General features: G+C 60.7%; 15 protein-coding genes and 1 pseudogene. 6 read left to right on the forward strand and 10 right to left on the reverse strand.

Annotated features, from left to right (window positions below):
- From RGCCGE502_RS23015 to RGCCGE502_RS23030, 4 genes are all read left to right on the forward strand, one after another.
- Positions 1-1,593, forward strand: coding sequence for a heme biosynthesis protein HemY (locus RGCCGE502_RS23015; protein ID WP_016556601.1), 1,593 nt, complete (start codon positions 1-3; stop codon positions 1,591-1,593).
- A gap of 15 nt (positions 1,594-1,608) precedes the next feature.
- Positions 1,609-2,094 (forward strand): tellurite resistance TerB family protein, encoded by a 486-nt coding sequence (locus RGCCGE502_RS23020; protein WP_016556602.1) that lies wholly within the window; start codon positions 1,609-1,611, stop codon positions 2,092-2,094.
- Positions 2,084-2,836, forward strand: coding sequence for a glutamine amidotransferase (locus tag RGCCGE502_RS23025; RefSeq protein WP_016556603.1), 753 nt, complete (start codon positions 2,084-2,086; stop codon positions 2,834-2,836). The genes RGCCGE502_RS23020 and RGCCGE502_RS23025 overlap by 11 nt, the downstream gene beginning before the upstream one ends.
- Before the next feature lie 146 nt (positions 2,837-2,982).
- Positions 2,983-3,468: a RidA family protein gene (locus tag RGCCGE502_RS23030; protein WP_016556604.1), complete on the forward strand. Its 486-nt coding sequence runs from the start codon at positions 2,983-2,985 to the stop codon at positions 3,466-3,468.
- Positions 3,469-3,474: 6 nt separating this feature from the next.
- On the opposite strand, the gene RGCCGE502_RS23035 is transcribed toward RGCCGE502_RS23030, so the two are convergent.
- A complete protein-coding gene (locus RGCCGE502_RS23035) occupies positions 3,475-4,722 on the reverse strand; it encodes an MFS transporter (protein ID WP_016556605.1) in 1,248 nt (415 codons plus the stop codon).
- Positions 4,723-4,861: 139 nt separating this feature from the next.
- On the opposite strand from RGCCGE502_RS23035, the gene RGCCGE502_RS23040 reads away from it, so the two are divergent.
- Both RGCCGE502_RS23040 and RGCCGE502_RS23045 read left to right on the forward strand, forming a co-directional pair.
- Positions 4,862-5,152, forward strand: a complete 291-nt coding sequence (locus RGCCGE502_RS23040; protein WP_016556606.1) for a YggT family protein — start codon at positions 4,862-4,864, stop codon at positions 5,150-5,152.
- Positions 5,149-5,463, forward strand: coding sequence for a DUF167 domain-containing protein (locus RGCCGE502_RS23045; protein WP_016556607.1), 315 nt, complete (start codon positions 5,149-5,151; stop codon positions 5,461-5,463). The genes RGCCGE502_RS23040 and RGCCGE502_RS23045 overlap by 4 nt, the downstream gene beginning before the upstream one ends.
- On the opposite strand, the gene ppa is transcribed toward RGCCGE502_RS23045, so the two are convergent.
- The 9 genes and pseudogenes from ppa to RGCCGE502_RS23090 all read right to left on the reverse strand — a co-directional run bounded on the left by ppa (position 5,464) and on the right by RGCCGE502_RS23090 (position 19,217).
- Positions 5,464-6,000: an inorganic diphosphatase gene (gene ppa / locus RGCCGE502_RS23050; RefSeq protein ID WP_016556608.1), complete on the reverse strand. Its 537-nt coding sequence runs from the start codon at positions 5,998-6,000 to the stop codon at positions 5,464-5,466. It lies immediately after the preceding gene.
- A gap of 98 nt (positions 6,001-6,098) precedes the next feature.
- Complete coding sequence (locus tag RGCCGE502_RS23055) at positions 6,099-8,744, reverse strand: AMP-binding protein (RefSeq protein WP_016556609.1); 2,646 nt, start codon at positions 8,742-8,744, stop codon at positions 6,099-6,101.
- 124 nt (positions 8,745-8,868) lie between these two features.
- Positions 8,869-9,375 carry a GNAT family N-acetyltransferase gene (locus RGCCGE502_RS23060; RefSeq protein WP_016556610.1) on the reverse strand — a complete coding sequence of 169 codons (507 nt, stop codon included), beginning with the start codon at positions 9,373-9,375 and terminating at the stop codon, positions 8,869-8,871.
- 204 nt (positions 9,376-9,579) lie between these two features.
- Complete coding sequence (gene typA, locus RGCCGE502_RS23065) at positions 9,580-11,397, reverse strand: translational GTPase TypA (RefSeq protein ID WP_016556611.1); 1,818 nt, start codon at positions 11,395-11,397, stop codon at positions 9,580-9,582.
- Between the two features lie 125 nt (positions 11,398-11,522).
- Positions 11,523-13,099: pseudogene (locus RGCCGE502_RS23070) on the reverse strand (alkaline phosphatase D family protein).
- Positions 13,100-13,233: 134 nt separating this feature from the next.
- On the reverse strand, positions 13,234-14,913 hold the full coding sequence (locus RGCCGE502_RS23075; RefSeq protein ID WP_016556613.1) for an ABC transporter permease: 1,680 nt from the start codon (positions 14,911-14,913) through the stop codon (positions 13,234-13,236).
- A gap of 10 nt (positions 14,914-14,923) precedes the next feature.
- The gene (locus tag RGCCGE502_RS23080) at positions 14,924-15,883 is read right to left on the reverse strand and encodes an ABC transporter substrate-binding protein (RefSeq protein WP_016556614.1); all 960 of its coding nucleotides are present in this window, start codon (positions 15,881-15,883) and stop codon (positions 14,924-14,926) included.
- Complete coding sequence (locus RGCCGE502_RS23085; RefSeq protein WP_016556615.1) at positions 15,876-16,991, reverse strand: ABC transporter ATP-binding protein; 1,116 nt, start codon at positions 16,989-16,991, stop codon at positions 15,876-15,878. Before RGCCGE502_RS23085 ends, RGCCGE502_RS23080 begins: the two co-directional genes overlap by 8 nt.
- Positions 16,992-17,129: 138 nt before the next feature.
- Positions 17,130-19,217 carry a M3 family metallopeptidase gene (locus RGCCGE502_RS23090; protein ID WP_016556616.1) on the reverse strand — a complete coding sequence of 696 codons (2,088 nt, stop codon included), beginning with the start codon at positions 19,215-19,217 and terminating at the stop codon, positions 17,130-17,132.
- Positions 19,218-19,227: the final 10 nt, after the last annotated feature.

A 19,227-nucleotide genomic window follows, 5' to 3' on the forward strand; every position in this document is an offset into this window, starting at 1 on the left:
ATGGTCAGACTCGTCATATTCGCCCTCCTGGTCCTCGCGCTTGGCTACGGATTTTCATGGCTGGCCGATCGCCCGGGCGATCTTTCGCTGATTTGGGAGGGCCAACTCTACCAGACCCGGCTCATCGTCGCTGCGAGCGCCCTGATTGCGCTCATTGCAGTCGTGATGATTGTATGGTGGCTGCTGCGAACAATCTGGACGTCGCCCTATTCCGTCACCCGCTATTTTCGCGCCCGCAAGCGCGATCGCGGCTATCAGGCGCTGTCGACTGGCCTGATTGCGGCAGGCGCCGGCAATGCGCTGATGGCTCGCAAAATGGCCGCCCGCTCCCGCGGCTTGATCCGCGCCGATCAGGAGCCGCTGATCGCACTTCTCGAGGCGCAGGCCGCGTTGATCGAGGGCCGCCACGACGAAGCGCGTGCCAAGTTCGAGGAGATGACCAACGATCCCGAGACTCGCGAACTCGGGTTGCGTGGGCTGTATCTCGAAGCCAAGCGCCTCGGCGCCAACGAAGCGGCCCGGCAATATGCCGAAAAGGCTGCCGACAATGCGCCCTATCTGCCATGGGCCGCCCAGGCAACGCTCGAGTATCGCAGCCAGGCCGGGCGCTGGGATGATGCGATGCGGTTGCTGGAGCAGCAAAAGGCGGGTCACGTCATCGAAAAGGCCGAGGCTGACAGGCTTCGTGCCGTTCTGTTGACCGCTCGCGCCACCGAGAAACTCGAGAACGATCCGGCAGGCGCGCGCGACGACGCCACACACGCCCTCAAGCTATCAGCCGACTTCGAGCCTGCCGCAATTATCGCCGCTAAAGCCCTGTTCCGTGAAGACAAGCTGCGCAAGGCGGCCTCCATCCTCGAACAGGCATGGAAGTCCAACCCGCATCCGGACATCGGCCGCACCTATGTGCGTGCGCGCAGCGGCGATTCTGCTGCCGACCGCCTCAAGCGCGCCGAGCGCCTGGAAGCAATGCGGCCAAACAACGTCGAATCTCTGCTTCTCGTGGCGCAGGCCGCTCTCGACACCCAGGATTTTGCCAAGGCCCGCGCCAAGGCGGAGGCCGCTGCCCGCATCGAGCCACGCGAAGCCGTTTTCCTGCTGCTTGCCGACATCGAGGAGGCCGAAACTGGCGATCAAGGTCGTATTCGCCACTGGCTTGCCCAAGCCCTGAAGGCTCCGCGCGATCCGGCGTGGGTGGCGGACGGTTTCGTTTCCGACAAATGGTTGCCGCTCTCGCCAGTCAGCGGTCGATTGGACGCTTTTGTCTGGAAAGCGCCGTTCGACCACGTGGACAAGGCAGTTGACGAAAGCACAACGATCTCGATCGACAGCGCGCTGAAAACGCTCCCGCCCGTGCGAGCGGCCCGTTCTGATGGCCTGTCAAGCGATCATCGCATCATCGAACTCGAGCGGGCTGCGACGATCGCCGAGGCGGCGCGGCCGTCTCCGAAGCCGCCCGGGCCAAGCAAACAGCCGACTGACGCAGCCCCTTCACCCGAACCGCGCCCCTTCTTTGGCGGCCTGCCGGACGATCCCGGCGTTCGCAATCCAGCAGCGGAACCAGAACCCAAGACACGGCTCCGCCTTTTCTAATTAAACAGGACCTAAATGTTCGAACGCTTCCAGGAATTCTTTCAGAATCTGACTTCCGACAACACAAAGAAAGGCTTCGCGCCCGACGATCCGCGCATCGCGGTGGCAGCGCTCTGCATGCAGGTGATGGAGGCCGACGGGCAGGTCACGGACAGTGAAACAAAGCGGCTTCGCAAACTGCTGAAGGATCAGTACGGGCTCGATCGCAAGCAACTCGACGCACTGATGGCCGCCGGCCAGGAAGCGGAAAGCGATGCCGTCGACTACTACCGCTTCACCTCGGATCTCAAGCGTCACCTCAACACCGAACAGCGGCTGGAGCTGATCGGGGTTCTCTGGGACATCGTTTATGCCGATGGCGAGCGCAGCGAAATGGAGGACGATGCGATCTGGCGCATCGCCGAACTTCTCGGCGTTTCCGCCCGCGAGCGGATCCAGAAGCGGCAGGAGGCCGCGCGACGGGTCACGGATACCGAGGTGGTGCAGGACGATGCCGACTGACGGCTTACCGAAGCACGACAAACGTCCAGTCTTGATCGTTCTCCATCAGGAGCGTTCAAGCCCCGGACGGGTCGGTCAGCTGCTGGTCGAGAAGGGATACCGGCTCGATATCCGACGCCCGGTTCTCGGCGACAAGCTTCCGTCTACACTTGTCGAACATGCGGGCACAGTCGTCTTCGGTGGGCCGATGAGCGCCAACGATACGGATGACTTCGTCAAGACCGAAATCAATTGGCTCGATGTGCCCCTCAGAGAAAAGCGTCCACTGCTCGGCATCTGCCTTGGCGCACAGATGCTTGTCCGGCAACTCGGCGGCAAGGTTCAGGCAAATGCCGACGGCTCCACCGAAATCGGCTGGTATCCGCTACGCCCGACCGAGAAAGGCCGTCTGCTGATGCACTGGCCGAGGATGGTGTATCATTTCCACCGCGAAGGCTTCGACCTGCCACGCGGGGCGGAATTGCTGGCCGAAGGCGACACCTATCCCAATCAGGCCTTTCGTTATGATGGCCATGCCTGGGGCCTCCAGTTCCATGCCGAACTGACACGCGCGATGATGCACCGCTGGGTGGTCCACGGCGCTCATCGCTTCATTCTTCCAAACGCCCAGCAGGGTCGCGAACATCTGGAAGGGCGGATGCTCTTCGACGCGCCGCTGAAGGCATGGCTGAGTGAGTTCCTCGACATTGTTTTCGAGGCCAAGAAATCCGTCGCAACCTCCAAAGCCGTCCTTTCCGCTTAGCGGCGTGCGCCCTGCACCGCGGCGTGCTAGGATCGCCTACGACCACTTTGGCGATACCCCCAGTTAAGAATGTTCCGATCCAAGATCAGATCTTGGGATTTCCGTACCCGAGCAATGACGAGCAAAGCTATCTCCGGAGGAATTCCATGGCCAATTACGAGCAGAGACTTGCCGCGTTGGGATTGGTTCTACCGCAGCCATTGAAACTGCCTTCCAACATGGTCCTTCCATTTCCGTGGGTGAACGTGCGCGGTAATCGCGCATTCGTCTCGGGTCACGGCCCACAGAACACCGATGGTACGCCTGCAGGCCCGTTCGGAGCGGTTGGTGAGAACATCTCCATTGAGGAGGCCAAGGCATCCGCTCGGAAAGTAGCGCTTTCCATGTTGGGCAGTCTGAAGCGGGAACTAGGAAGCCTTGATCGCATTACTGGCTGGTGCCGCGTTTTCGGTATGGTGAATTGCGCGCCGCGCTTTGCCAATTCGCCGGCCGTCATCAACGGTTTTACCGAGCTGATCATCGAAGTGTTCGGACCGGAAGTCGGCAGCCACTCCCGATCAGCGATTGGCGTTGCCGGCCTACCGCTGAACTTTCCCGTCGAAATCGAAGCAGAGGTCATTATCTCGACCTGAAGACTGTCACGCCTGTTCAAGCCGCTCGGGCGCATCAAGGCTGTCGATCTTGCGCAGCTTGGGAAAGCTCGTTGCCCAAATTGCCGCCACAGCAAGTGTCCCAATGCCACCAATGACAACCGCGGGGACGGCGCCAAAAATGGAAGCCATGGTGCCGGCGCGAAACTCGCCGAGTTCGTTGGATGCGCCGACAAAGACCATGTTGACGGCATTGACCCGGCCGCGCAACTCGTCCGGCGTCCAGAGGGCGATCAGGCTTTCTCGCACGTAGACGGAAATCATGTCGGCCGCCCCCATGATAGCCAGCGCCGCGATGGATAGCTCCGTGCTGGTCGAGAATCCGAACACGATCGTGCCGATACCGAACAGGGCAACGCCGATGAACATGGCAACGCCCGCACTATGCCTGAGTGGATAGGCAGCGAGAAAAATCGCCATGGCAATCGCACCGACCCCCGGTGCCGATCGCAAAAGGCCAAGCCCCCACGGGCCGAGGGTCAGGATATCCCGCGCAAAGATCGGCATCAGTGCCGTCGCGCCGCCGAGCAGCACCGCAAAGAGGTCCAGCGATATGGCGCCGAGCACGACTTTCTCGGCGCGGATGAAGCGGAAGCCACCGAGGATCATATCCCAGCTCTTGGCTTCGCCGGTCGTTTTCTGCGGCGGCTTGGGGATCGTGTAGAGCAGTGCTGCGCCGAGCGCGGCGAAGACAACAGCGACCGTGTAGGCCGTGTGAGGGCTGATGCCATACAAGAGACCGCCGAGAACCGGACCTGTAATCGCCGCCAGTTGCCATGAGGACGAATTCCAGGCGATGGCATTCGACAAGTCTTGTGCTGGCACAAGGTTTGGTGCGAGCGATTGAACGGCCGGCGACATGAAGGCGCGTTCGATGCCAAACACCAGCAGCACAGCAAAGACCGGCAGTGGCGAGAACGTGCCCGTAATCGTCATCAACAACAGTGCGAGCGTGCACAGCGCGCTGACAAGCGAGCAAAGGGCAGCGATCGCACGCCGGTTATGCCGGTCGGCGACCGACCCCGTGACAAGGATCAGGACCAGGGACGGCAGAAATTGCACAAGGCCAATCAGGCCGAGATAGATCGCGCTGCCGGTCTGATCATACATCTGCCAGCCAACCGCCACGCTGACGATCTGTTGCGAAAAGGACAGGAGAAATCGTGCGAAGAAGAACCGAGTATATGAAGGATGCCGGAACGCGGCAAAACGGTCTCCGGTTGGCGAAAAGGACATGAGGGCTTTCCAGGACAACAGGCCAGACGCCAACGCACGACGCCGCTGTTAAACATGATTTACAATGCGTTTCGAGACAGCACTTGCTCGTTTAGTCGCCAATGTCTACATGTCTGTCAACAACGAACTGGAGATTGCAATGCTTGCGCTTTTTCAAACCATTGATTTGGCTTTGAATCTCTATACCTGGGTGCTGATCGCCAGCGCTATCTTCTCCTGGCTGTATGCGTTCAACGTAATCAACTCCAGCAATCAGTTCGTCAATTCGGTCGGCATGTTCCTCTACAACGTCACCGAACCGCTGCTACGGCCGATCCGCCGCGTGCTGCCGAACCTTGGCGGTATCGACATTTCGCCAATCATCTTGCTGCTGATCATCTTCTTCGTGCGCTCGCTGATGTGGAATTCGATCTTCCCGCTGGTGGCGTGAGCCGGCCCTGGGCTGCTTTCACCGACCACATATCTCTGGCAGTTCGCTTGACGCCCAACGGCGGGCGCGATGCCATTGACGGCATTGAAGTAGACGCCGAGGGCAAGTCTCGCCTCAAAGCCAGGGTGGCTGCGGTTCCCGAGAAGGGTAAGGCGAACAAAGCCTTGATCGCGCTCATAGCGAAGTCGCTTGCGGTCGCGAAATCATCCGTCAGTATCGCCTCCGGCGACACATCACGTAAAAAAATCCTCCGGATCGATGGCGACCCGGAGGATTTGATCAGGAAATTGAGTGCTCTTCTCGGAAGCTGATTACGCTTTTTCCTTCTTGGCGCGTTCGATCGCCTCGAGGATCAATGCGCCGGCTTCCTTGGAATCGCCCCAACCAAAAATCTTCACCCATTTGCCGGGCTCAAGATCCTTGTAGTGCTCGAAGAAGTGTTCGATCTGCTTCAGCGTGATATCCGGAAGGTCGGTGTAGTCCTTCACCTTCTCGTAGCGCAGCGTGAGCTTCGGCGAGGGTACGGCGATGATCTTCTCGTCCTTGCCGGAATTGTCTTCCATCTTCAGAACGCCGATTGGGCGCACGTTGATGACACAGCCCGGAACGAGCGGACGGGTGCTGGCGATGAGGACGTCGATCGGGTCGCCGTCTTCGGAGAGCGTATGCGGCACGAAGCCGTAGTTGCCCGGGTAAGTCATCGGCGTATAGAGGAAGCGATCGACAACCAGCGTACCGGCTTCCTTGTCCATTTCGTACTTGATCGGGTGGCCGCCGACGGGCACCTCAACGATGACGTTGACATCTTCCGGCGGGTTCTTGCCAATGGAAACGGCGTCGATGCGCATAGAGCTTCCCTCTAAAGATTAAGTCGATGGTTGCCAGATACTGGGAATCATCCCGCAACGCAACACGCCAATGTGGATTGGGCCCCTCTAGGAGGTCATCAAGGCGACACGCGGCTTCTCTGCTGTTCCCTTACAAGGGGCCGACTCGATCCGAACGACATCCCCTGTCGGCCTGACTGGCGCAGGTAATCGCCGAACCGGCTCAACCCTGCCCACAAGCGTTGGCCAAGCATGACGCGACGCTGGAGCTGATGGGCAAGTATGCCGCTCAATAGACCGGACACGACCGATACTGCGACCGGTAGCGGCGCGTTAAAGGTCGCGGGATCGGCGCTATCAAACAAGGCCTCCGGCAGAATCCGGTGTAGCAGGTAAATGTGATAGCTCGCGGCCGCGACCGCAACCAGCACGGCGGCAAGCGTCGTGGGCAGCTTGACCCGAGGCACGTAGAGAAGGACGGCAAGTACCGGTAACTGCATACCATAGAGGACCCAGGACCCTGCCCAGTTTCCGCCGGTATAGGCCATAAGCGGCATCACCGCGCATCCGGCGGCGATTACCGCAAGTCGTCGTCTCCTCGAATTTGCAAAAGCCGCGCACCATCCGAAAACCGCAAGGTGCAACACCCAGGCAAGGGTGAATATCTGCCGCTGCCCAATTGGCGAGAGCACCGGGACCGCGAAATGCGCGAGGACGGCAAACGCCAAAAACAGCATGCCGAAACGGAAAGGATCCCTTGCCGCAGAACGGCGAATGCTCGGCACAGCAAACAAGGCTCCCCAAAGCATCAGAAGCTGCGCGAAAGCCTCCACGAACCAGTAGAGATAAGGCAGCATTTCATGGCGATCAGGCTCAGCGAAGCCAAGGTTGCCAACCAGGAAGACCGAGGCCCACGGTATTGCACCCCAGGCAATACTAAAACCCAGGACGACAAGATAGTACGGCCAGAGAACTAGGCTAAGCGGCAGCAGAAAACGCCTCAGGTCCCCGGCGAAAAGCGCACTGGACTGGAAGCGCGCCAGCCCGTATCCGCACAGCACCAACATTGTGCCCGCACCGCCAGGAATGGGCCACGGCGTGGCGTGATGGAGCACCACCAGCAGGATTGCAATGGATTTCAGGAGAATGTCACTGGCGATCGTTCGTTGGGGGTTCGTCGAATGCGATAGACCCGCCAGCACACCGACAGTTATCTTTTCCCAACCATCCGGCACCCTGCCAAGCAGCCGCTCGAGACCAACTGTAAGCTCGAGATAACGCAATGAATCCCCGCCAAGCTCTGCAAAACTGTCGTTGGGCGAGATGCGTCGGGGAAAAAACACTTCGCGAAACAGGCTCAAGACCGTGGCTTGCTCGCACGCCGTCGGGGATTCCATGCGTAAACGGAGGTGTTCGTAGTCAATCTTACCGTTGGCAAGCCGCGGCAGCTCCTCAAAGCCGATCGCGCGCACCTGTGGCAAGCCGATGCCTGCAATCACCGCCAGCGCCTCACGAACATCCTCCTCGCGTTGCGACCCTGCAAAGGCCGCAAGCAGCTGCTGGTCGTTGCCCACGACCGCGGCTGTGATGCCTTTCGCAGCCAGCGCGGCTTCAAGCGCATCGTGGCCGAGACGGACACCGCCGATCTTAGACATCCGCCGCAAACGGCCCGTGATCCGAAACAGTCCGTCCGCGTCGCGCGCGGCCAGATCACCGGTCCGAAGCTCCTCAATATCAGCACCGCGCGCCAGATCTTGACGGGTGTCGGCGTAGCCGAGCATGACGTTGGGCCCACGATAGACCAGTTCGCCGGCAACGTCGGTGTCCGTGATTATTGCACCCTTCTCGTCGACCAGCCACAGCTCACCGCCCGGCACCGCGGTCCCGATCCGATCTGCACTCCCAGGCAGATGCTCAGGAGGGACGTAAGCAATTCGTGCGGTCGCTTCTGTCTGCCCATACATCACGTAGAAGCGCTGGCCCTCATATTGCAGCCACCCGTGGTAGCGCCGCACCGCCTCCGACTCCATACGTCCGCCGGCAACCGTCATGAAACGGAGATCGGGATAGTGCTGCTCGCGAAACCCGCGTTGCTCGAGGAGCTCGTAGGAATGCGGAACGCCTGCGAAGTTCGTGCATCGCGCTGTTCTGAAATCATCGAGGAAGGTCGACTCAAGGACCGATGTCCCGGGCATCCAGACGGCGGCACCGACGGCAAGGTGGGAATTCAGAACCGACAGACCGTACGAGTAATGAAGTGGCAGGACCAAGGCACCAACGTCGCTTGCCTGCAGGCCAAGATAGCCGGCGATCTGCTCTGCATTAGCGGCGACGGCTGTCTTTGACAACCTCACGGCCTTGCCACTGCCCGTACTACCCGACGTCACGAGCATCAGGGCAAGATCAGGATGCACCGGCACACCACCGGAACCAAGGTTTGTTTCGGTGAGCCGCCAGCGCCCGCCCTCGCGGCGGTAGACGATCTCGGGCGCAAACCGCTCCAGGAACGATGACCAGGCGACGCGGTCCTCGGACGGCAGCAGCGCGACGGCATGCCCGCCGGCAAGGGCTGCGAGATAGGCGATAATCGAATGCTCGGATTGCGCTGCTTCGACGGCGATCAGCTTTTTGCTGGTACCGAGAGCGCGGCTCAGCGTTGCTACGCGATCGGCAAGCTCTCTGTAAGTGACGGCAGGCCGGGACGGCAGCAGGAGCGCGGCCCGGTCACCGCCGCAGTCGAGACGCGTCCAAAAGCCATCCAACATGCCTGTCCCCCTCACGCGCCAAGAACGTGAGCCGCGACTTATATAAGTTGAATGTTATTTGCAAGTTTTCGTGACGACCACAGCGGTCATTTTCGCTGAAAAAGCGATAAGGCGAGGCGGGCCCTCAACCCCAGATGAAGCCGATCTTTTTTAGCTGCTTCCGGTCGAAGGTTTCCATGCCTTCGCAATAGTCGATACCACCGTGGCTGCGGTAGAAGTGAGCCCCGTTCTCGTTCTCCTCAAGGCACCAAACAACCAGCCCTTTGCAGCCCAATGACTTCAGAAGGCGTCTCGCTTCGCCGAAAAGCATATGTCCGAGACCAATGCCCTGATATTCTGGGCGAAGGTAGAGTTCGTAAATCTCACCTTCCTGAGGCAGAGCACGGGCGCGATTGAGGCCAAGCGTCGCATAGCCCGCGACGGTGCCGGCCACATCGAGAACGAGAAGCGTTGCCGGCCCTCGGGTGGCCTTGCGCCACCAATTCTCACCGCGACGCTCGATCATCTGCCGCAACGCACGGTGCGGGATGATCCCCGCATAGGTGTGCTGCCACGCAAGCCGATGCACTTCCGAAATGGCTCGGGAATCGTGCGGCTCGGCCCGCCGAACATCGATCGACAACGTCTTCATAACGCGTACTCTGGTCCGATTGCCGGCAATTAACCATACGCACACCGCGCATTCAGGTTGCTTGCCCACAGACTTAACATGTGGACGACAACTGAAATTTAACGCTTCTTTAACTATTGCGACAAGCGAGATTCGACGCGGCACACAATAAAAAACCCCGGCGCGATGGCCGGGGTTTCGAAGTCTTGGATGAGCCTGCTCGACTTAGGCGGTCTTTGCCTTGGCGAAGCGCTTGCGATCGTTGGCATCCAGATACATCTTGCGCAGGCGGATCGACTTCGGCGTCACTTCCATCAGCTCGTCGTCCTGGATCCAGGAGAGAGCGCGGTCGAGCGTCATGCGGATCGGCGGCGTCAGCTTGACGGCTTCGTCCTTGCCGGCGGCGCGGATGTTGGTCAGCTGCTTGCCCTTGAGGACGTTGACCTCGAGGTCGTTGTCGCGGCTGTGGATGCCGATGATCATGCCCATGTAGACCTTTTCGCCTGGCTCGATCATCATCGGACCGCGATCTTCAAGGTTGAACATGGCGTAGGCAACGGCTTCGCCCGGAGCGTTCGCCAGGAGAACGCCGTTCGTGCGGCCACCGATTTCGCCCTTGAAGGGCTGGTAGTCCTTGAACAGGCGGTTCATGACGGCGGTGCCGCGCGTGTCGGTCAGCAGTTCCGACTGGTAGCCGATCAGGCCGCGGGTCGGAGCATTGAACACGAGGCGAACGCGGTTGCCACCCGAAGGACGCAGCTCGGTCATTTCAGCCTTGCGTTCGGACATCTTCTGCACGACGACGCCGGAATGCTCTTCATCGACGTCGATGACGACTTCTTCGATCGGCTCCATCAGCTGATCGTTCTCGTCGCGGTGCATGACGACGCGCGGACGCGATACGGCAAGCTCGAAGCCTTCGCGGCGCATGGTTTCGATCAGAACGGCGAGCTGCAATTCGCCGCGGCCGGACACGTAGAACGAATCCTTGCCTTCGGCTTCTTCGATCTTCAGCGCGACGTTGCCTTCGGCTTCCTTGAACAGACGGTCACGGATGACGCGTGAGGTGACCTTGTCGCCTTCGGTTCCGGCGAGCGGGCTGTCGTTGACGATGAAGGACATGGTAACGGTCGGCGGATCGATCGGCTGCGCGGTCAGCGCTTCGGTGATGGCTGGATCACAGAAGGTGTCGGCAACCGTGCCCTTGGAGAGGCCGGCGATCGCGACGATGTCGCCTGCATGTGCTTCGTCGATCGAGGTGCGCTCGATGCCGCGGAAGGCGAGGATCTTCGAGATACGACCACTTTCGATCAGCTTGCCATCCTGGCCGAGAACCTTGACGGCCTGGTTCGGCTTGATCGAGCCGGAATTGATGCGGCCGGTGATGATACGGCCGAGGAAGTTGTTGGCTTCCAGGATCGTGCCGATCATCGTGAACGGGCCTTCGGCAACCGTAGGCTCCGGAACGTGGCTGAGCACGAGGTCGAGCAGCGGCGCGAGACCCTGGTCCTTCGGACCTTCAGGGTTGACGTTCATCCAGCCATCGCGACCGGAACCGTAAAGGATCGGGAAGTCGAGCTGTTCGTCGGTCGCGTCGAGGCTGGCGAAGAGGTCGAACACTTCGTTGATGACTTCCTCATGGCGGCCATCGGGACGGTCGATCTTGTTGATCGCGACGATCGGACGGAGGCCGACCTTCAGCGCCTTGGAGACGACGAACTTCGTCTGCGGCATCGGGCCTTCCGACGAGTCAACCAGAACGATCGCGCCATCCACCATCGACAGGATACGCTCGACTTCACCGCCGAAGTCGGCGTGGCCGGGGGTGTCGACGATGTTGATGCGAACGCCCTTCCACTCGACCGAGGTCGCCTTGGCAAGGATCGTGATACCGCGTTCCTTTTCCAGATCGTTGGAATCCATGACGCGTTCTGCAACGCGCTGGTTCTCGCGGAACGAACCGGACTGTTTCAGGAGCTCGTCAACCAGTGTCGTCTTGCCATGGTCAACGTGCGCGATAATCGCGATGTTGCGAAGTGCCATATGTCTATATCTCTGAAGCTGGGGCGCCGCGCTGGGAGAAGGCGCCAATTTCATTTGGGCGGCTCTTACAGTGTTTTTCGCGAATGCGAAAGGGGGGAGGCCGGATTGCCTGCCATGCATGGACGTCAACTCGATATCTGCGGATCGAGCGTCGTCCGCCACAGCTCGGTATCGTTCCGATCCATCAGCCTCACGGTCAGTTGCTCGGTCTGCCCGTCGATGTCGACAAGCCCGAAGAACTGCATGCCGGCCGACGGCGGCAGGTTCTGCTCCGCACCGCCGGGTGCGGCTTTCATAAACTTCACCTGCGGCCCGAAAGTCATGTCGAGTTCCTGCGGACCATAGGTTCCGGAATGCAACGGACCCGCCACGAACTCCCAGAACGGCAGGAATTCGCGGAACTTGGCCTTGCCGGGATCGTAGTAATGCGCAGCCGTATAGTGCACGTCGGCCGTCAGCCAGATCATGTTCGTTATGTCGGCATCCCGGATGAAGCGCAGCAGATCGGCGAACTCCAGCTCGCGACCGCGCGGGGCGCCATTGTCCCCGTTGGAGATCGACTCGCCGCCTGTGCGGTTGCCGTAATCGTCCCAGATTACCAGCCCGATCGGCAAATCGCAGGCGATCACCTTCCAGGTCGCCGTCGAGCGGACCAGCTCGCGCTTCAGCCACGCCACCTGGCGCTCACCCAGGAGCCGAGATTCCGGCGTCGGCTCGGTATCGAGCCCATGGCTGTTCGGGCCGCGATAGGAGCGAAGGTCTATGAAAAAGACGTCGAGCAGCGGACCGTAAGACACCTTTCGGTAGATCCGCCCAGGCTCATCGGCCACGTCGCGGATCGGCGTCATCTCGTGGAAAGCACGGCTGGCGCGGGCCGCAAGCGTGGCGATCGATTTTTCCTTGTAGCGATCGTCATCACGAAGGTCGGTCGAGGGCGACCAGTTGTTCAGCACCTCGTGATCGTCCCATTGGTAGAACACCGGACAGACCGCGTTGAACGCCTTCACGTGATCGTCGAGCAGATTATAGGCCCACTGGCCGCGAAACTGGTCGAGTGTCTGCGCAATATCGCGCTTTGCCTCGGTGACGATACGGTTCTTCCAGACGCCGCCGTCTCGAAGCCTGACTTCGTCGGCAATGGGATTGTCGGCATAGATGGTATCGCCGGAGTGAATCATGAAATCGGGGCGATGGTAGGCAATCGTCGAATAGGTCCGCATTCCCTCGTCGTCGATGCCCCAGCCCTGGCCAGCCGTATCGCCGGACCATGCAAAACGGATGCTGCGCTTGCCCGATGGCGCCGTACGAAACTGTCCATTGATGGGCTCCGACAGGTCGTTGACGTCCTGCAGATCGACCGCGCGGAAGCGATAGAATATCTCTTGATCGTTAGGGAGGCCCTGAAGCAGCAGCTTTCCCGCAAGATTCGTATCGGGCGTCACATCTAGAGGCGCGACACGCACCGCATTGGCGAACCGGTCGCTCGTCGAATATTCGACATAGAGCCGCGCCGGCCGGTTTACCTGCGCCCAGACCACGCCGGAATTCGCATCGACATCGCCTGATTGCACGCCTGCGGTAAAGACCGGCGGCTGGAAGAGCCTCGAGCGTAGTAGGGCATAGCCAGCCCCGCCAGTGCAAATCCGCCAACGGCGCCCATGGATGAGAGGAAGCGTCGGCGGGTCGTTTCAGTCAATGTCATGCCAAGGTCTATCCGGCTAACGGGAGGGCCGAACCTATGGCGGCTGTCATGTCATCCACTTGAAGACGGCATGACGGTTTTTCGAAACTTCAGCGACAGTTTTGTTACGTGCAACGACGGCCGAGAGAGAATTGCTACTCCGCCACCAATCCGCTGCGGCGAGGCAGCGTCAGCAGCAGAAGCGGCAATAGCGTCGTGATGAGGATGGCGATGAAGGCCATCGCCATGCCGAGCCCGATCGATCCCTGCTCGAACTGACGCCAGATGAAGGTGGCAATCGTCTGCATGCCGACAGGCGCCACGACAACCGAGGCCACAAGTTCGCGCGAGGCAAGCGCAAAGACCAGCAGCATCGCCGAAGCAAGGCTCGGGAAGACGAGCGGCAGGAGGATGCGGCGAAAGGCGATCACTCCGCTGGCGCCGAAGACTCGGGCTGCCGCTTCCAGACTGTCCCCGATCTGCTGGAAGGCTGCCGTCGTGTAGCGCACCGGCTGCGGCAGCAGGATGCAGCAATAGGCAAGCAGCAGGATGAATGCCGTGTTGTAGGGGGTCGCCGGCAACCAGGGCATGTTCCAAGCAAGGATCAGCCCGACGGCAACGACGATGCCCGGCAGCGCATTTGGCAGGATCGTCATCGTGTCGATCGCCACGCGCCCACGAATCTTCGTCTTGACCACGGTATAGGCGGCCAGAACGCCGATGAGGCCGGTAATCAACGCTGTACCAATGCCCAGCGAGAAACTGTTGAGAAGCGCCACTAGAGCACCGGCGCTGTTGTTGAAGACGGACAGGAAGTTCTCGGCGCTGATGTTGTCGAGGGCCAGACCGCCGGAAATCGTCCGCGACAGCGCCGTGAACAGAATCGAGAGCAGCGGCACGCCGGTCGCCAGGAAGGCAACCACGGCAAAGGCGATCATAACGGGAACCTTCATCGCCCCAAGCGGTCGCTTGTCCTTGGCAGCAGGTTTGCCGCCTACGGTCTGGTAGGACCGGCGGGCCAGGATCCATCGCTGCAGCAGGAATGTCAGCAGGGACATGACGACGAGCAGGATCGACAGGATCGCCGCTCCCGGCAGATCGATCGGCCAATCCGAGATCCGCAGGTCGATGCCGGTGACCAGCACCTGGAAACCGGCGCGGCGACCAAGCGCTGCCGGCGTGCCGTATTCCTCGATCGCCGCAGCAAACACCAGCATCAGACTGGCAACGAGCCCCGGCGCCGACAGCGGCAGCGTGATCCGCCAGAAGGCGCGCGCCGGCGACGCGCCAAACACCCGGCCGACATCGGCATAGCGTGCACCGACGGCCTCGACCGTGCGCGATACGGCGAAATAGACGACTGGAAAGGTATTGAAGGCCATGACCATGGTCATGCCGAAAAGCGAAAAGAGAAAGGGCGCGAGGTTGAATCCCGCGATCTGCTGAAGATAGCCGCGCGGCTGCAGTGTCATGATCCAGCCGAGCGTCGCGATGTAGGGAGGGATCATGAATGGAACGAGCAGCAGCACATCCCAGAGCGGCGCGAGCGGGATGCGATAAAGCGCCCGAAACACCCCGAGCGGCACCGCTACCAGCGCTGAGGCCAATACCACGCAACTGCCGAGCCGAATGGTGTTGCCGGCCATGCCGATCAATGCGCTATCGAAAAGCGTCGCAACAAACGAGGAGAAAGGGCCCGCGAACGAGCCCTGTCCGATGTTGGGGAAGATGCCCTGAAGTACAACGGCGATGAATGGAACGACGACGATAACAGTCAATCCTGCGATCGCCAGCCAGGCGGCAGGCGCAGCACCGCTACTATCGTTCGTCCTCATCGCCCTGCCCTTACTTGCCGCCGAACGTGTCGGTGACCTGCTTCAGCGTTTCCTTCCGCTTGCCGTAAACGGCAGCGGTGTCGTACTTCAGCAGCTTCAGATCGCTGATCAGCGGACGGTTTGCCGGAATGTCGGTACGGGCCGGCATCAGCATCTGGTCGGCAACGAGCTTCTGGCCCTCGTCAGAAAGCATGTAATCGATGAACTTCTTCGCCTCGTCCTGGTTCTTGGACCAGTTGAGGATCATGGCCGGACGTGGCGCGATGACGGTGCCGGATTCCGGGAAGATCACATCGATGGCCTCGCCCTTTTCCTTGGCATTGAGCGTGATGTAATCGACGGCGCCGAAGACGGCAGCCTTCGCACCCTGCAGAACCGGGTTCAGGGCTTCGGCGTTGGCGCCGGCGATGATTGCGCCGTTGTCCTTCAGGTCCTTGAAGAGCTTGAAGCCGTCCTGACCGGCAAGAGCCGCCGTCAACTCGAAGGACGAGCCGGACTGCGCCGGATCCGGAATGTTGACCATGTCCTTGTATTCAGGCTTCGTCAGGTCTGCCCACTCGGCCGGCTTCGGCGTGCCGCTCTTGGTGTTCCAGGCGATGCCGAGCGCCGAGATGCCCTGGGCAACAGCCGTGTCGGTCTTCAGGAAGTCAGGAACCTTGGCGGCGTTCGGGCTGGTGTAGGATACGAGCCAGCCGCGCTTGGCGAAGTCGGTCGCTGTATCCCAGGAAGCCGAAATGAGAACGTCGACGACAGGGTTCGAGGCTTCTGCTTCGATACGGGCCATGACCTTGCCGGTCGTTGCCTGGAAGACGTTGACCTTGACGCCCGTCTGCTTGGTGAAGCCGACGGACAGCTTGTCGATCAGCCCCTGCGGACCGGCGGTGTAGACCGTGATGTCGGCATGGGCGACGCCCGCCATCAACGTTGCGGCGAGAACGCCGAAAGTGATGCTCTTCAACGACTTAAACATGCTCCAAATTCTCCTCTTTGGACGAATAAACCTGTTTGCCGAACCAGCGGATCTGGCTGGCGTCGATCGACAGGCCGATGCCCTCGCCGGGTCGCAGCTTGGCGCGGCTCAAAACCTGCAATTCTATCTTTTCGGCGCCGACCAGGGAGACGGTCGCCAGATGGCCATCGCCGCGGAACTGCGAACGCAGAACGGTTGCGGCAAGCGTACCCGGCAGGATCTCGCCTGCGGTGATCGATCCGGTGGGGATGAGGACGCGAACGGCGCAATCGACGCCATCGACACCGCGCAGCAGCGCGAGGCTGCTGCCTTTGAAGAACCAGTGCCCGTCGCGATATTCGAGCTCGGCGACACCGCCGAGGCGCAGGAAGTCAGCGACCTCAGGCGTTGCGGGCTTCTCGATCAACTCATCGGGCGACGCCAGCTGCTCGATCAACCCGCCACGCATGACAGCGACGTCGTCCGCCAGCGTCAGCGCCTCGCTATGATCGTGCGTGACGTAAATTGCCGTCAGGCCAAGTGTCGCGATCAGCTCGGCAAGTTCGCCCACCATGTTCTCGCGCAGTTCGCGATCGAGATTGGACAGCGGTTCGTCAAAGAGAATGAGCTGCGGCTCGGCAACTATCGCTCGCGCGATCGCGACACGCTGCTGCTGGCCACCGGAGAGATCGCTCGGCCTGCGGTCCGCATAGGCGCCGAGGCCGACGCGTTCCAATGCCCGCATCGTCCGGGATTCCCGCTCGGACTTGCCGACACCGCGCATTTCGAGGGGAAAAGAGACATTGCCGCCAACAGTCATGTGCGGCCACAGCGCATAATCCTGAAACACCATGCCGAGATTGCGCTTTTCCGGCGGCGAGAAGGCGCCGCTTGCGGCATCGGCAACGGTGCGCCCGGCGATCGCGATCGAGCCCTTTGTCGGCGCGAGCAGCCCGGCGACAAGCCTCAGCAGAGTAGTCTTTCCGCAGCCGGACGGCCCGAGAAGCGCCAGCGTCTTGCCCTTGGAAAGCGAGATATCAATGCCCTTCAGAACGGGCGTCGCCCCATAGTGCAATTCCACGCCGGCCGTCGAAACGGCCGCATTGGTCTCTGAAGGTTGAGGGGCCATGAAAAAACCGGCATCGGTTGAAAATCGATGCCGGTTGCTTATTAACGTTCAGTGACAGTCATGTGACGAAGCAGCAAGATGCAGTCTTCCGTCAATACTTTAGCCCTCGCGCATCGTTGACGCGCGATAGCTGTCGTCTCAGGCGTCGCTGCCCGACAGTTCTTCTAACGTCGCCAACCCTTTCTTCACCAGCATGGCATCCGGGCTCGGCAACTTGCCGCGGAAAGCCTTGTAGGCATCCTCAGGGTCGATCGCGCCGCCGACCGAATAGATGTTATCCTTGAGCTTGGCCGCCATCTCGCGATTGAACGCATCGCCGGTTTCCTCGAAGGCGGCGAAAGCATCCGCATCGAGAACCTCGGACCACATGTAGGAATAGTAGCCGGCTGAATAACCACCGGAGAAGATATGCTGGAAGTGCGGCGAGGCATGGCGCATGACGATGGACTTCGGCATGCCGAGCTCCGACAACACCTCGGTCTGCACGGCCATCGGATCCTCGACTTTGTCGCGGGTATGGAATGCCATGTCGACCAGCGCGGACGAGGTGAACTCGACCGTGTTGAAGCCGGAGTTGAAGGTGCGCGCTGCGAGAACCTTGTCGAGCAGGGCCTGCGGCATCGGCTCGCCGGTTTCGAAGTGCACGGCATATTGCTTCAGGATCGCCGGCACTGTCAGCCAATGCTCGTAAAGCTGCGACGGCAGCTCAACGAAATCGCGCGAAACACCCGTGCCCGAAACCGAGGGGTAGGTGACGTTTGACAGCATTCCATGCAGGGCATGGCCGAACTCGTGGAACAGCGTGCGCGCGTCATCGAGCGACAGCAGCGCCGGCTTGCCTTCGGCGGGCTTCGCGAAGTTGCAGACATTGTAGATGATCGGCAGTTCGCCGCTGCGACCGTTTTTCAGCGGCAGCTTGTGCTGAGACTGGAACGAGCTCATCCAGGCGCCCGAGCGCTTCGAGCTGCGCGCGAAGTAGTCGCCGAGGAAGAGTGCGACCAGCCGGTCTTCGCGATCGCGGATCTCGAACACGCGCGCATCGGGATGGTAGGCCGGAACACCCTTCTTCTCGACGGCGCGAATGCCGAACAACCGGCCGGCAACATCGAAGCAGGCATCGATGATCTTCTCCAGTTGCAGATAGGGCTTCAGCTCGGCCTCGGAGAAATTGAACCGTTGCGCCCGGATTTTCTCGGCATAGTGCCGCCAGTCCCAGGGCATGACGTCATGGTTCTTGCCTTCGTCCGCGATCAGCTTGGCGATGTCGGCTTCTTCCTCGCCGGCGCGCTTGACCGCCTTTGCCCATACTTCCCGAAGCAGGTGGTTTACGGCGTCGGGCGTCTTCGCCATGGTGTTGTCGAGCTTCAGTTCAGCGAAGTTGCCGTAACCCAGGAGCTTCGCGACCTGATCGCGAAGCTCAAGCGTATCCCTGATAATGCCGCGATTATCAGTGGCGCCATCGTTCTCGCCGCGCGCAACCCAGGCCTTGAAGGCCTGCTCCCGCAGGTCACGCCGCTCGGAGAAGGTCAGGAAAGGTTCGATGATCGAACGCGACAGGGTGACGGCAAACTTGCCCTCTTCGCCACGCTCGCGCGCAGCCGCCGCCATCGCATCCTTGAGAAATTCCGGAATGCCGTCGAGATCCGCGCCATCGGAAAGGATCAGTGCCCAGCTCTTCTCGTCGGCAAGCACGTTCTGGCCGAACTGGGTGCCGAGACCGGCTAGCCTCTCGTTGATGACAGCGAGTTTCTCCTGCTCAGGCTTGGGCAGTTTGGCGCCCGATTTGACGAAGCCCTTCCAGTGCCGCTCCAGCACGCGCGTCTGCTCCAGTGTCAGGCCAAGGCTTTCGCGCGCCTCCCACAAGGCATCGATGCGAGCAAACAGCGCCGCATTCATGCCGATCTTGGAATAGTGGCGCGACATCTTCGGCGAGATATCCCGCTCCAGCGCCTGAATCGTATCGTTGGTATGCGCGCCCGCCCGGTTCCAGAACAGCGCCGACACGCGCGACAGTTCATCGCCCGCGACCTCGAGAGCAGCGACGGTGTTCTCGAATGTCGGCGCCTCGGCGTTACCAGCGATCGCGTCGATCTCTTTCTCGTGCGCAGCGAGCGCTGCATCGAAGGCAGGAGCGAAGTCGCCATCATTGAGAGCATCGAAACGCGGCAAGCCGTGAAGACCGTTCCATTCGACGAGTGCCGGGTTGAATTCTGGTGTGGAAGGCATTCGGAAATCC

Origin of the sequence: Rhizobium grahamii CCGE 502 (genome assembly GCF_000298315.2) — a bacterium.
Lineage (GTDB): Bacteria > Pseudomonadota > Alphaproteobacteria > Rhizobiales > Rhizobiaceae > Rhizobium > Rhizobium grahamii.